14 protein-coding genes are annotated in these 12,665 nt (G+C 66.2%); 2 read left to right on the forward strand and 12 right to left on the reverse strand.

Annotated features, from left to right (window positions below; translation table 11 throughout):
• On the forward strand, positions 1-200 hold a 200-nt coding region (locus IMZ29_RS02910), incomplete at its 5' end, for a hypothetical protein (protein WP_216180266.1).
• A 549-nt stretch (positions 201-749) separates the two neighbouring features.
• Here IMZ29_RS02910 and IMZ29_RS02915 read toward each other — a convergent pair.
• The 5 genes from IMZ29_RS02915 to IMZ29_RS02935 form a co-directional block, all read right to left on the reverse strand.
• Entirely contained in the window at positions 750-1,475 is a 726-nt protein-coding gene (locus IMZ29_RS02915) for an amino acid ABC transporter ATP-binding protein (protein WP_216180269.1), read from the reverse strand.
• On the reverse strand, positions 1,456-2,112 hold the full coding sequence (locus tag IMZ29_RS02920) for an amino acid ABC transporter permease (protein WP_216180272.1): 657 nt from the start codon (positions 2,110-2,112) through the stop codon (positions 1,456-1,458). Before IMZ29_RS02920 ends, IMZ29_RS02915 begins: the two co-directional genes overlap by 20 nt.
• The gene (locus IMZ29_RS02925; RefSeq protein ID WP_216180275.1) at positions 2,109-2,783 is read right to left on the reverse strand and encodes an amino acid ABC transporter permease; all 675 of its coding nucleotides are present in this window, start codon (positions 2,781-2,783) and stop codon (positions 2,109-2,111) included. Before IMZ29_RS02925 ends, IMZ29_RS02920 begins: the two co-directional genes overlap by 4 nt.
• Positions 2,784-2,810: 27 nt before the next feature.
• The gene (locus IMZ29_RS02930) at positions 2,811-3,596 is read right to left on the reverse strand and encodes a transporter substrate-binding domain-containing protein (RefSeq protein ID WP_216180278.1); all 786 of its coding nucleotides are present in this window, start codon (positions 3,594-3,596) and stop codon (positions 2,811-2,813) included.
• Positions 3,597-3,868: 272 nt separating this feature from the next.
• Positions 3,869-4,558 (reverse strand): GntR family transcriptional regulator, encoded by a 690-nt coding sequence (locus IMZ29_RS02935; RefSeq protein ID WP_216180281.1) that lies wholly within the window; start codon positions 4,556-4,558, stop codon positions 3,869-3,871.
• Positions 4,559-4,644: 86 nt separating this feature from the next.
• On the opposite strand from IMZ29_RS02935, the gene IMZ29_RS02940 reads away from it, so the two are divergent.
• On the forward strand, positions 4,645-5,904 hold the full coding sequence (locus tag IMZ29_RS02940; protein ID WP_216180284.1) for a M20/M25/M40 family metallo-hydrolase: 1,260 nt from the start codon (positions 4,645-4,647) through the stop codon (positions 5,902-5,904).
• Between the two features lie 136 nt (positions 5,905-6,040).
• Here IMZ29_RS02940 and IMZ29_RS02945 read toward each other — a convergent pair whose 3' ends face one another.
• From IMZ29_RS02945 to IMZ29_RS02975, 7 genes are all read right to left on the reverse strand, one after another.
• Positions 6,041-7,297: a hydantoinase/carbamoylase family amidase gene (locus IMZ29_RS02945; protein ID WP_216180286.1), complete on the reverse strand. Its 1,257-nt coding sequence runs from the start codon at positions 7,295-7,297 to the stop codon at positions 6,041-6,043.
• A 134-nt stretch (positions 7,298-7,431) separates the two neighbouring features.
• Complete coding sequence (locus IMZ29_RS02950) at positions 7,432-8,184, reverse strand: ABC transporter ATP-binding protein (protein ID WP_216180812.1); 753 nt, start codon at positions 8,182-8,184, stop codon at positions 7,432-7,434.
• Between the two features lie 17 nt (positions 8,185-8,201).
• Positions 8,202-8,957, reverse strand: a complete 756-nt coding sequence (locus IMZ29_RS02955) for an ABC transporter ATP-binding protein (protein WP_216180289.1) — start codon at positions 8,955-8,957, stop codon at positions 8,202-8,204.
• On the reverse strand, positions 8,954-10,054 hold the full coding sequence (locus IMZ29_RS02960) for a branched-chain amino acid ABC transporter permease (protein WP_216180292.1): 1,101 nt from the start codon (positions 10,052-10,054) through the stop codon (positions 8,954-8,956). The genes IMZ29_RS02955 and IMZ29_RS02960 overlap by 4 nt, the downstream gene beginning before the upstream one ends.
• Positions 10,051-10,917, reverse strand: a complete 867-nt coding sequence (locus IMZ29_RS02965; protein WP_216180295.1) for a branched-chain amino acid ABC transporter permease — start codon at positions 10,915-10,917, stop codon at positions 10,051-10,053. The genes IMZ29_RS02960 and IMZ29_RS02965 overlap by 4 nt, the downstream gene beginning before the upstream one ends.
• Before the next feature lie 122 nt (positions 10,918-11,039).
• A complete protein-coding gene (locus IMZ29_RS02970) occupies positions 11,040-12,218 on the reverse strand; it encodes an ABC transporter substrate-binding protein (protein WP_216180298.1) in 1,179 nt (392 codons plus the stop codon).
• A 117-nt stretch (positions 12,219-12,335) separates the two neighbouring features.
• A complete protein-coding gene (locus IMZ29_RS02975; protein WP_216180301.1) occupies positions 12,336-12,659 on the reverse strand; it encodes a 2Fe-2S iron-sulfur cluster-binding protein in 324 nt (107 codons plus the stop codon).
• Positions 12,660-12,665 lie beyond the last annotated feature (6 nt).

The raw sequence follows: 12,665 nt of genomic DNA on the forward strand, positions 1-12,665 counted from the left end.
TCGCTGCGGCGCCGTCATCAGCAGAGAAGCGAGATTATGAAGAAGTTTTTGAAGCTTGTCAAGCTAGCGTTTTCGCTCACTTAACGGCCAACTTCTTCACGCTCGATTTGTTCAACGTTCTTGCTAGAGAACCTTCAACGAATCGCTCGCCGCACCCCTTCCAGGACACTTGGCTCGCCTGCCTGGCCGCGTCCCCGTAGTGATCAGCGCCGTAGCAGCGAAGCCCTCAACTATAACACGTTTATTTCATCCGTGTTGCGAAACCGAAAATTTCTTTTCAACCCCGCTTGCCTCTGCTGTTCACCACCCCATCGCGTTGCCGCGTACTGCCGGGTGCTTGTCTGGACATCACCGTGGTGATGCGTGATCAGCGAAGCCCTGAACTATAGCACGTTTATTTTCGTGCTGGCAAATCGAAGTTGGCGCTGAGAGAAGCTTTCTTCACCAACCCGACTTGGCGTCAGGCCCGTCACCCAATCCGTCGCGCTTTGCGCTGCGTTTCAAGTGCCGAGCCAAGAACTATAGCACGGTTTTCGAGTTGTGCAACAGCATGTTCGTTCGAAAGACAAAATATCGCCATTAACGGCGTCGTTCCTCTTATGCGCCCCTATATATAGCGTGCGGCATCTTCAAGGAAGTGCCGTTCGCCGCAACGGACCCTCTGCGGAAAGGCGCCATGAGATGCCGGACCACGATATGTGGTGTTCGCTATATATAGGGAGCCCCTCGTATGTAGCCCGGGTAGACCGCTACAGCATACCCAGGAACTGACGCAGTTCCGGCGTCGACGGGTTGTCGAACACTGCCTCGGAAGGTCCGACCTCGTGCACACGCCCCTGGTGCATGAAGACGACGCGATCACAGACTTCCCGGGCGAACCGCATTTCGTGCGTCACCATCATGAGCGTCATGCCCTCGGCCGCAAGCTCGCGCACCACGGCCAGCACCTCGTTGACGAGCTCGGGATCCAGCGCGGAGGTGATCTCGTCGCATAGCAACGCCATGGGCTGCATGGCCAGGGCGCGCGCGATGGCCACGCGCTGCTGCTGACCGCCGGACAGCGAATCCGGCCAGGCATCGAACTTGTGCTCCAGCCCCACGCGCGTGAGCATGCGGCGGGCGATGTCTGCGGCCTCATCGTCCTTCATGCCCTTGACGACCTTGAGCGACAACATGACGTTGCGGCCAGCCGTCAGGTGGGGGAAGAGATTGAATTGCTGGAAGATCATGCCCACGCGCAGGCGTAGCGCACGCAGACGGATCTCGTCGGTGCCCACGTGGGCGTCGCCCACCATGATGGCGCCGCTCTCGATCGTCTCCAGCCCGTTGATGCAGCGCAGGAGCGTGCTCTTGCCCGAGCCGCTCTTGCCGATGATGGCGATCACCTCGCCCGGGTCGACGTTCAACGACACGCCCTTGAGGACTTCGTTGTCGCCAAAGCGCTTGCGCACCTCGTCAACGACGATAAGCGGCATGGGATCTCCTCTCGAGATGACGGCTGGCCAGGGAAAGCGGCCAGCACAGGACGAAGTACAGCAACGCCGTGAAGCCGAACACGGTGAAGGGCTGGAACGTGGCGTTGGTGATCATGCTGCCGGCCTTGGAGAGCTCGACGAAGCCGATGATGGACGTGAGCGCCGTGCCTTTGACGACCTGCACGGAGAAACCCACGGTGGGGGCAATGGCCACGCGAAAGGCCTGGGGCAGGATCACATGGCGCATCTGCTGATAGCGGTTCATGGCCAGGCTGGCCGACGCCTCCCACTGCCCTCGGGCGACCGCATCCACGCAACCGCGCCAGATCTCGGCGAGAAAGGCGGCGGACCACAGGATGAGTGCAAGCCCCGCGGCGACCCAGGCCGGCAGATTCACGCCGAGCAGCGCCAGGCCGAAGAAGGCCAGAAAGAGCTGCATCAGAAGGGGCGTGCCCTGGAAGAGCTCGATGTAGCCCCAGGCCAGGCGACGGGGCCACGCGCGGCGCGACGTGCGCATCGAGAGGATCGCGAGACCGAGGAGGCCGCCGCCGATGAAGGCGGCGACCGACAGCAGCACCGTCCAGCGCGCGGCCAGAAGGAGATTGCGCAGGATGTCCCACGTGGTGAATTCGATCATGCGGGGCTCCTGCGTGCGAAGAGCGCCCAGCCCAGCGCGCGCAGCGCCTGGCGCAGCAGGATGGCGAGCATCAGGTAGATGAGCGTCGTGGCGAAGTACGCCTCGAACGCCCGGAAGGTGCGCGCCTGGATGAGATTGGCCGCATACGTCAGATCCTGGGCGGCCACCTGCGAGCACACGGCCGAGCCCAGCATGACGATCACCACCTGGGATGACAGCGCCGGCCAGATGCGTTGCAGCGCGGGCATGAGTACGACGTGCCGGAAGACCTGCATCCGGCTCATCGCGAGGCTGGCCCCCGCCTCGAACTGACCGCGCGGCGTGGCCTCGATGCCGGCACGGATGATCTCGGCACTGTAGGCGCCCAGGTTCACCACCATGGCGAGCAGCGAGGCCTGCATCCCAGTGAGCTTCACGCCCAGCACGGGAAGCCCGAAGAAGATGAAAAAGAGCTGGATGAGGAACGGCGTATTGCGCGTGAGCTCGATATAGGCGACGACGGGCGGGCGCAGCCAGCGCGGGCCGAGTGATCGGCTCCAGGCGCAGAAGATGCCGAGTGCGCCACCGCCCACCGCACCCACCAGCGTGAGCCAGGTCGTGATCTGGATGCCGTGCCACAGCAGATCCAGGTTCTCGCCCGTGAGCACCGAGAAGTCAAAGGCGTAGTTCATGCCGTCGCCTCATCACGCATGGGGGATTCAAAGATCGGCCGGCAGGCCCATGCCAAGCCACTTCTGGGAGATCGCGTCGAGCGAACCATCTGAGCGGGCCGTGGTGATGATCTCGTTCACCTTGGCGAGCAGCTCCGGCTCGTTCTTGTTCAGGCCGATGAAGCACGGCGAGTTCTTGATGAGGAACTTGGTCTCGGGGCGCGTGGGCGGATTGCGCGCCAGGATGGCGGCGGCCACGACGTTGCCGGTGGCCACGAGCTGCACCTGTCCCGAGAGGAAGGCCGAGATGGTGCCGTTGTTGTCTTCGAAGCGGTGGATGGTGGCGTCGGCGGGCGCGATCTTCGTGAGCTCGAGATCCTCCACCGCACCACGCGTCACACCAATGGTCTTGCCGGAGAGGTCGGACGCGCCCTCGGCCTTGATGGCCGGGCCGCCGAAGACGCCGTTGAAGAACGGCGCATACGGCACGGAGAAATCGATGACTTTCTCGCGTTCGGCGTTCTTGCCCAGGCTGGAGATGACGAGATCGACCTTACCGGTCTGCAGGAAGGGCACGCGGTTCGCGCTGGTGACCGGTACGATCTCGACCTTCACGCCCAGCTTCTGGCCGATCAGATTGGCCGTGTCGATGTCGTAGCCCAGCGGCCGCATGTCGGGGCCCACCGAGCCGAACGGCGGGAAATCCTGCGGAACCGCCACGCGCAGCACGCCGGCCTTCTGAATCTGTTCCAAGGCGTTGGCCTGGGCGACACCGAAAGGGACGGCGAAAGCGGCGACGGCCGCGAGAGAAGCGAAGACTTGCCGGAAGGACATGTGGATCTCCTGAGGCGGCCGGTGCGGCCAAGTGCACACGAATTTCGTATACAAAACGTGATGCAAAGGCTGTGCCATCTTTATGCCTGGAGCATGGCGGGAGGATCCTGGCCGCCAGGGTGCACGCTCGAAGCGCTGTCATTCCGGACGTGGGTTCAGCTAGCCGGCCCGAGGGTGGTGCAGTCAGCACCAGGATGGTGCCAATCCGTGACCACCGGCCTCAGGTGCGTGCACGGGGTGGTGCCCCCTGGCTTTCCGGGCGGTATGCCAGATCAGGCAAGCAGCGCGGAGACGAGGTCCGCGCTGTTGGCCGCCGGCTCGTCGAACACCAGGGAATCCTCGACGTGCGCGAGATGCGCGAGCATGAGCGCACAGGCACGATCGGCATCACCGGCCTTGGCGGCCTCGATGAACTGCGCGTGTTCGTCGGACGAGCACTGGGCATCCATGCCGGACTGATAGAGCACCGTGATGACGGCGCTGCGCGCCGACAACTCCTGCAGCATCTCCGTGAGCACGGTGTTGCCCACGACATTGGCCAGCAGGATGTGGAAGTCGCCCAGAAGGCGATTGCGCAGATGCGTGTCGCCTGCCGCAATGGCCTTGCGCTCCTGGCGCAGGTGCTGCTCGATGCGCTTGTAATCTGCCGGCTTGGCGCGGGCGACGAACTCGCGCGCCAGGGCGGCCTCGAGGATCTTGCGCACGGCGAAGATCTCGCGCGCCTCGGCAGCACTGGGCCGGCTCACGAAGGCGCCCTTCTCTGGCACGGTGCGCACCAGCTTGTCCTTCGTGAGCATGAGCAGTGCCGCACGGATCTTGGTTCGGCTCACGCCATAGACCCGGGCGAGCGCCTCTTCGCGCAGGCGCGCCCCAGGCGGTAGCTGGCGGGTGACGATGGCGTTGGCAATGCTGGCGGCGATCTGCTCGGCGCTGGCGTCAGCGGGAATGTCGGGCGTGCTCATGGGGGCCTAGTCTACCGAATTTCATACGATCCTATGGCACTAAAATTGCATCCTTATTTTGGATACAAAATAGACCGTGAGATCCCATGTCCTCGACGCCAAAGCAGCTGCTGTCCTACCTCGCGACCCAACGCGACGCTCAGACCGAATTCCTGCGGGCGCTGGTCCGCACGCCGTCTGACAATCCGCCTGGCGATTGCCAGGCACTGGCCGAGGTGGCTCAAGACGCGCTGCAGGCGCTTGGCCTGACGGTGGAAACCGATGCGGTGCCGCCGGACGCGGTGCAGGCCAACGGCATGCGCGCCGTCACGAATCTCATCGTGCGACACCGGTTTGGCACAGGCGGTCCGGTCATCGCGCTCAATGCGCATGGGGACGTGGTGCCGCCAGGGGATGGCTGGGGTTACGACCCTTATGGCGCGCAGATCGTCGAGCATCCGGAACACGGACCGACCCTGTATGGGCGCGGCGCTGCGGTGTCCAAGTCGGACTTCGCCACGTATACCTGGGCGTTGCTGGCCCTGAAGGAGGCCGAGCAGGCAGGCGCGGCACTGGCGGGCACCGTCGAGCTGCACCTCACGTTCGATGAGGAAGCGGGTGGAGAGATCGGCCCCGCGCGGTTGTTGGCGAATGGTCTGAGCCGCCCGGACTACGCGATCTCGGCGGGGTTTGCGTACGGGGTCGTGGCGGCACACAACGGCTGCCTGCATCTGGAAGTGACGGTGCGCGGGCGCCAGGCGCATGCAGCGCTGCCGCACACGGGCGTGGACGCGCTGGAGGCGGCCACCCACCTGCTCAGCGCGCTCTATGCGAGCCGGACAGCGCTGGCGCGGCAGCATTCAGCCACTGACGGCATTGATAGCCCGACGCTGAACATCGGTCTGATCGAGGGCGGCATCAATACCAACGTGGTGCCGGATCGGGTGAGCTTCCGGGTGGACCGCCGCGTGATTCCGGAGGAATCGATGGCGACGGTCGAGGCCGAGTTGCGGGCGCTCCTGGCCGAAGCAGCAGCGGCGCGCCTTGGCATCACGATTGAGATCCGCACATTGCTTCGCGCCGATCCCTTGCCCCGACTGCCACGTGCGGACCGTCTCATCGAGGCACTCACCCGGCATGCGCAGGCGCAGACCGGTCACACGATTCCGGTGACGGGCTCGCCGCTCTACACAGACGCTCGGCACTATGCGGCGGCCGGCATCCCGACGGTGCTCTATGGGGCGGGGCCGCGCACGCTGGCGGAGGCCGGCGGCCACAATGTGGACGAGAACATCCGTCTGGGTGACCTGGCGCTGGCCACGGACGTGGTCACGCTGACGCTGGCGGAGATGCTGGGCGCTTCCTGACCAGAGCAGCGTTAAGACCCCGCGGACGGCAGATGCGACACATTCGAGGCACACGCCGCCGCCGGCAACGCTGCGGGTCACGCAACGCGGCAGCCCCATCGCGAGCCGCGCGCCATCATTCGACCCAGAAGCAGCTTCAGGCGCCCAGCCCGGCGCCCTCGAGCAGGAACGCATGGGTCGCTGCCAGCGCCAGGGCCACGTCTGCGACGTCGACGATCTCGCGCGGGTTGTGGCTGATGCCGCCATTGCCGCACCGTACAAAGAGCATGCTGACGGGGGTGACAGACGACATCATGACGGCATCGTGGCCGGCGCCGGAGGGCAAGGCATAAGCTGGCACGTTCACCGCGGACAGTGCCCGTTGCCAGGCAGCCTGCCCTGAAACATCGCACGGCACGGCAGGGCCGCGCAGCAGGGTCTGGCGGCCACAGTCGATATTGCGCTGGGCGGTGATCGCATCGATCGCCGCATCGATCCGTGCCAGCGCGGCGTCCCGCACGTCGTCCGCGCCGGCACGCACGTCCAGCGAGAGTACGCAGGCGCCAGGCACGACGTTGACGGCGCCATCCGGCACACTCAGTTGACCGACCGTGCCCACCAGGCCGGGCACGTTGGCGCAAAGGCCTTCGACGGCGAGCACGATCTCGGCGGCCGCGCACGCGGCATCGCGTCGAAGATGCATGGGCGTGGTGCCCGCGTGGGACGCCGTGCCAGCCAGATGCAAGCGCCGGCGCTCGGCGCCAGCGATGGCTGTCACAACGCCCAGCGGCTGCCCGGCATCGAGCAACACCGGGCCCTGCTCGATGTGGACTTCGAAGTAGTGAGCGATGGCGGGTGACGGCGCCGTGGCGGGCCGGGCCAGTGCGTCGGGGTCGCCGCCTGCGGCCTGCACAGCCTCGCGCACGGTGACACCGCTGGCATCTGCGCGCTCCAGCAGCGCGGGATCGAATCGGCCGACGAACGCGGACGAGCCGAGATAGGTGCTGCCAAAACGCACGCCCTCCTCCTCGGCGAACGCCACGACTTCCAGGTCCACGGGGAGGCGGCGCCCTTGCGCGGACAGTCGCGCTACGAGGGCCATGGGCAGGAGAATCCCGAGCCGTCCGTCATAGCGGCCCGCGTCGCGCACGGTGTCGTAGTGGCTGCCCGTCACCACACGGCGAGGGTCGATCATGCCAGCGTCGGCGCCGTAGCGGCCGATCACGTTGCCGATGTCGTCCCGACGCACCTCGTCAAAGCCGCAGGCGCGCATCGTGTCTGCGAGCCAGAGTGCTGTGCGCTGATGGGCGTCGGTGAGGAAGGTGCAGGTGAGCTTGCCGGGCTCTTCCGTGAAGGCGGCCAACTCATCGGCCCAGGCCATGATGCGCTCGGCATCGGCAGCGAAGTCGGACATGCGCGCACACTCCTGGAACGGGTTTGGGAAAGTCTACACAATTTTTGTATACAGAAAAACCCTGACCCGGCTTTGGCTCGCTGGCGAAATGTCATCTTCGGTGGCCCCTGCCGACGCCAGACGGCGAGCGCACCTTACCCAAGCCCGATCAGCCGCTCCAGTCGCGCCGTGTCTGCCAGCAAGCCAGCACTGTCGCCGTCGTAGACGACGCGCCCACGATCCATCACGAGCGCCTGGCGTGTCATGGCCAGCGCCTGTTGGGCGTGCTGTTCGACCAGGATGAGGGACAGTTCGCCACTGCTCGCCATGGCCTGGATCGCGTGCGTGAGTTGCTCCACGATGACCGGCGCGAGGCCTTCCAGGGGCTCGTCCAGCAAGAGCAGGCGCGGCTGCAGCATGAGGGCACGCGCAATGGCCAGCATCTGCTGCTCGCCGCCGGAGAGTTGATTGCCGAGGTTGTGCTGGCGCTCCTCGATACGGGGAAAGAGTTCGAAGATGCGCGCGAGTGTCCACAGCCCCTTGCGCGCGGCCACCGTCAGATTCTCCCGCACGGAAAGCGAGGGGAAGATCCAGCGTTCCTGCGCGACCCAGCCCAACCCGGCCGCGGCACGTCGATGCGCGGGCACCGTGTGCAGCGGCTTGCCCTCAAAGTGGATGGAGCCGCGGTGCAGGCGGGTGGCGCCCATCAAGGTGCCGATGAGCGTGGACTTGCCCACGCCATTGCGGCCCAGCAAGGCGAGGCTGCTGCCCTGGGCCAAGGTGAAGCTGACGCCTTCGAGGATGACGGCACGGTCGTAGCCCGCGTGGACGTCCTGGAGTTCGAGCAACGGTGCGGTTGTCGATGTGCTCTCCTGCCGGGACAGGCGATCGTCGCTGGCAATGGGCATGGCTGCGGCGTGCGTACTCATGCGGCGTGCTCCGCGTTGCCCAGATAGACGGTGCGCACGTCGGGATGGTGGGCGATCTCCTCGGGCGTGCCTTCGGCCATCACGCCGCCCGCCACGAGCACGGTGATGCGCGAGGCGAAGCGAAAGACAAGGTGCATGTCGTGTTCGATGAAAAGCAGGGAGATGTCGTCCGGGAGCTCGGCGATGATCTCGAAGAGCTCGGCACTTTCCGTGGTGGGAATGCCGGCGGCAGGCTCGTCCAGGAGGAGCACGCGCGGTTTGAGCGCCAGTGCCAGCGCCACCTCCACGATGCGCTGCTGGCCGTACGGCAGCGTGCGTGTGCGCTGATGCGCGACCTGGCCCAGGCGCAGGCGATGCAGGATGGCGAGGGCTTCGTCCACCGCCGCCGTGTGATCCCCGGTGCGGCGATGCCACCGGTGGGTGATGCCGAGGCGTTCGCACACGGCCAGCGTCACCGCCTCGTGGGGTGTGAGCTCGGGAAAGAGCGAAGTGACCTGGAAGGTGCGCACGAGGCCACGCTTGACGCGCTCGTCCGGCCGGCGGGTGGTGATGTCTTCGCCCAGGAGCTGGATCTGCCCGCTCGACGCGGGCAGCGTGCCCGTCAGCAGGTTGATGAAGGTTGTCTTGCCGGCGCCGTTGGGGCCGATGAGGGCATGGCGCGCACCGACGGGCAGCGTGAAGTCGACGTTGCGCGTCACCTCCAGCGCGCCGAAGCGCTTGTTCAGGCCCAAGGTCTGCAAGGCGGGGGTCATGTGGGCTCCTTGGCGGGATGCGCGCCGGCCGGTCGCCCCGCGGTGGCCTCGGTGCGGCGAAAGCCCAGGCGCGCGCCGATCCAGTGCGCGCCGCCCAGCACGCCTCCAGGCGCGAAGAGCACGACCAGGATCATCGCGATACCCAGGCCGAATTGCCAGAACTCCGGACTCAGGCCTGAGAGGATGTCGCGGGCGATGAGGAACGCGGCAGCGCCGAGCAGACCGCCGTAGCGATAGCCCACGCCGCCCAGCACGAGCATGATGAGCACGTCGGCCGAGAGCTGGAAGCTGAGGGTTTCGAGCGCGACGAACTGCGTGGTCTGTGCAAGCACGGCGCCGGCGACGCCCGCGAAGAGGGCGGACAGTGTGTAGGCCTTGCGCAGCCGCGCGGCCACCGGCGTACCGATGGCCGCCATGCGCTGCGGATTCCCGCGCAGGCCGCGCAACGCCAGGCCGAAGGGGGAATCGATGATGCGCGTGATGACGACGAAGCACGCGGCCAGCACGCCCACGGCATACCAATAGGCCGTGTGACCCCAGAAATCGAACTCGAACACGCCGAAGAGCGGCCAGACCGACATGCCCTGAAGACCGTCATCGCCGCCGGTGTACTGACGCAGGCGATTGGCAGCTTCGAACACCATGAGGCCGATCCCGAGCGTGACCATGAGCTGGGCCAGATGGCGCACGCGCACGACGATGAAGCTGGTGAGAAAGCCTGCGACGGCCGCGACCAGTGCGCCAGCGGCCAAGCCGGTAACGGGCTCGCCCCACCCCGCCACGGACAGCATGCCGGCCGTGTAGGCACCCAGCCCGAAGAACGTGGCGTGCCCGAGCGACAGCAGCCCGGCATAACCGATCAGCAGGTCCAGCGAGATGGCAAAAAGACCGATCGCGGCGATCTGGCTGGCAAGGACCAGGTAGCCTGGAAAGGCGATCCAAACGATGATCGGGATGGCCAGCCACAGGGCGATCTCGAGGCCGCGGCGGCGCAGCCAGGGCGTCTCGGACGGGCCAGTTGCCGGGATAGCCGTCGCCGACGACACAGGCTGCGGCTGATCTGCGCGAGCCGGCACCGGGGAAGTGGACTCGTTCATTGCGGTTTCCCGAGCAGGCCGTGCGGGCGCCACATGAGAAGGGCAACCATGACGGCATAGATGATGAAGGCGCCTGTCTGCGGCAGGAAATACTTGCCGGCGACATCGACCACGCCGATGAGGCAGGCGGCGAGCAGCGTGCCGGTGACGGAGCCCATGCCGCCCACGGACACGACGACGAGGAAGAACACCAGATACTTGAGCGGGAAGGCGGGGTTCAGGCCCAGCACCTGGATGCCGAGGGCGCCGCCCACGCCGGCCAGACCACTGCCCAGCGCGAAGGTGATGGCAAAGACGCCACCGACGCTGATGCCGAGCCCCGTGGCCATGACCGGGTTATCCACCGCGGCCCGGATGCGCGCGCCAAAGCGCGTGCGCTCGATGCCCAGCACCACCGCGGCGGCCACGGCCAGGCCGACGACGATGAGAAAGAGCCGGTAGACGCCGACCTGGATGCCGAGCAGCGACATCTGACCTTGGAGAAAGGCCGGCAGCGCCACGGGCTGCTGCGAAGGACCGAAATGCCAGGTGACGGCGGCGATCAGAACGAATGTCAGACCAATCGTGAAGAGCACCTGATCCAGGGGGCCGCGTCGATAGAGCCGGCGATACAGCAGGCGCTCGACCACGACGCTGGCCAGCGCCACGGCGACGAAGGCCGCAGGCAACGTGGCCAGGAACGGCCAGCCGGCCTCCTGCATGAGCACGACGGCGAGATACCCGCCCAGCATGGCGAAGGCGCCATGGGCAAGATTCACGAATCCCATCAGCCCCATGGTGACCGACAGGCCCAGACTGATGAGAAAGAGCAGCATGCCATAGGCAATGCCATCGAAGAGGACGCCGAAGATGACTGCGGCCATGCGGTAGATCTCGCGGTGGGTGCCTGATGGGGCCAGGTGGACGACGGGCGGGTGGCGCGCAATGGACAGGGAACCTCACCCGGCACGTCGTGCCAGGCGAGACCCTGCCGCGCAGACTCCGCTCAGTTGGCCTTGGCCGGATCCTTGACCTGATCGAACTGATCGAACTCGACGTTCACGAGTTCGCCATTCACGCGCTCGACCTTGCGGATGTAGACGTTCTGCACGATGTCGCGCGTTTGCGGATCGATCTGGATCGGACCGCGCGGGCTTTCGAACTGCAGCCCGGCCAGCGCCTGCATCACCTTCTCGCCGTTCACGTCACCGCCCGTCTTCTCCAGCGCGTTGGCGATGGCGGCCATGCCGTCATAGGCGGCCACGGCAAAGTAGCTCGGCCGCAGCTTGTCGCCGAACTCGGTGCGGAAGTTCTGCACGAACTTCTGATTGAGCTCGGAAGGGTGGGCGTACGAATAGTGGTGGCTCGTCACGAGGCCCAGCGCCACATCACCCGTGGCCTGCAGATAGCTGTCGTCCGTGGCCTCGCCGGTGGCGAGCAGGCGGATGCCGTCGGCCTCCAGGCCGCGCTCCTGCCAGGCCTTCAGAAAGGCGGGCGGCTGCACGCCGGAGGGGAAGAAGATGAAGACGGACTCGGGCTTCTCGTTCTTGATGCGCTGCACGTACGCCGAGAAATCCGGGTTGTTCATCGGGGTGCGCAGCTTGCCCACGATCTTGCCGCCGCCGGCGGTGAAGGCCTTCTCGAAGGCCTCCTCGGCATCGATGCCGGAGGCGTAGTCGGCCACCACGATGAAGGCTTCCTTCACGCCGTCCTTCAGCGCCCACTCGGCCATGGGCGCGGAGACCTGCTGCACGGTAAAGGCCACGCGCGCCACGTAGGGCGACTTGGTGGTGATGGCCGAGGAGGCCGCGTTCATGACAACCACGGGCACCTTGGCCTCGGAGGCCACGGCCCCCACGGCGTAGGCGTTGGGGCTGAAGTCCAGGCCCGTGATGACGTTGACCTTATCGCGCACGATCAGCTCCTGCGCGAAGCGGCGCGCCTGGTCGGGCGCGGGGCCGGCGGTGTCACGCTTGATGATCTGCACGTCCTTGCCGGCGATCTTGCCGCCGTGCTCCTTCAGGTACAGCTGGATGCCGCTGTCGAACTGGCGACCGTAATCCGCATAGGGGCCCGAGTACGACGCGATCACGCCGATACGCAGCGTGTCGGCCGCGTGGGCGGAACAGGCGAACATCGCGGCAGCGAGTGCGAGGGAAGGCAACATCGGGATCTTGCGAGACATCGGTTTCTCCAGGGCGGATACAGGGGCTTTGCCGAAAGCCCGGATGGTGCGGCAGGGTCAGATCAGCCGGTGCGTGGCCCAAGGTGCCGCACACCGAGGGGACATCGCATCGACGGTCTACGCCTGGCGCTGGGGCACGCGCACCGTCAGGCCGTCGAGCTCGGCCGTGACGACGATCTGGCAGGACAGGCGGCTGTTCGGTTCCCGGTCGACGGCGACCTCATCGAGCATCTCGGCCTCCTCCTCGTCTGGCGGATCGAGCCGGTCGAAGAAGGCGTCGTCGACGTAGACATGACAGGTGGCACAGGCACAGGAGCCGCCGCATTCGGCGTCGATGCCGCGCACGTTGGCGCGGATGGCGGTCTCCATGACACTGTGACCGGCCGTGGCCTCGACCGCGCGGGTCGAGCCGTCCTTGAGGATGAAGTGGATCTGGGGCATGGGTGC

It is taken from the genome of Verticiella alkaliphila (assembly GCF_018904615.1).
Taxonomy (GTDB): domain Bacteria; phylum Pseudomonadota; class Gammaproteobacteria; order Burkholderiales; family Burkholderiaceae_B; genus Verticiella; species Verticiella alkaliphila.

What these genes read in the sequence shown, in the direction of transcription:
- IMZ29_RS02915 (WP_216180269.1), bottom strand. Translation starts at nt 1,475, where the DNA reads ATGCCGCTTATCGTCGTTGACGAGGTGCGCAAGCGCTTTGGCGACAAC.
- IMZ29_RS02920 (WP_216180272.1), bottom strand. Translation starts at nt 2,112, where the DNA reads ATGATCGAATTCACCACGTGGGACATCCTGCGCAATCTCCTTCTGGCC.
- IMZ29_RS02925 (WP_216180275.1), bottom strand. Translation starts at nt 2,783, where the DNA reads ATGAACTACGCCTTTGACTTCTCGGTGCTCACGGGCGAGAACCTGGAT.
- IMZ29_RS02930 (WP_216180278.1), bottom strand. Translation starts at nt 3,596, where the DNA reads ATGTCCTTCCGGCAAGTCTTCGCTTCTCTCGCGGCCGTCGCCGCTTTC.
- IMZ29_RS02935 (WP_216180281.1), bottom strand. Translation starts at nt 4,558, where the DNA reads ATGAGCACGCCCGACATTCCCGCTGACGCCAGCGCCGAGCAGATCGCC.
- IMZ29_RS02940 (WP_216180284.1), top strand. Translation starts at nt 4,645, where the DNA reads ATGTCCTCGACGCCAAAGCAGCTGCTGTCCTACCTCGCGACCCAACGC.
- IMZ29_RS02945 (WP_216180286.1), bottom strand. Translation starts at nt 7,297, where the DNA reads ATGTCCGACTTCGCTGCCGATGCCGAGCGCATCATGGCCTGGGCCGAT.
- IMZ29_RS02950 (WP_216180812.1), bottom strand. Translation starts at nt 8,184, where the DNA reads ATGCCCATTGCCAGCGACGATCGCCTGTCCCGGCAGGAGAGCACATCG.
- IMZ29_RS02955 (WP_216180289.1), bottom strand. Translation starts at nt 8,957, where the DNA reads ATGACCCCCGCCTTGCAGACCTTGGGCCTGAACAAGCGCTTCGGCGCG.
- IMZ29_RS02960 (WP_216180292.1), bottom strand. Translation starts at nt 10,054, where the DNA reads ATGAACGAGTCCACTTCCCCGGTGCCGGCTCGCGCAGATCAGCCGCAG.
- IMZ29_RS02965 (WP_216180295.1), bottom strand. Translation starts at nt 10,917, where the DNA reads ATGGCCGCAGTCATCTTCGGCGTCCTCTTCGATGGCATTGCCTATGGC.
- IMZ29_RS02970 (WP_216180298.1), bottom strand. Translation starts at nt 12,218, where the DNA reads ATGTCTCGCAAGATCCCGATGTTGCCTTCCCTCGCACTCGCTGCCGCG.
- IMZ29_RS02975 (WP_216180301.1), bottom strand. Translation starts at nt 12,659, where the DNA reads ATGCCCCAGATCCACTTCATCCTCAAGGACGGCTCGACCCGCGCGGTC.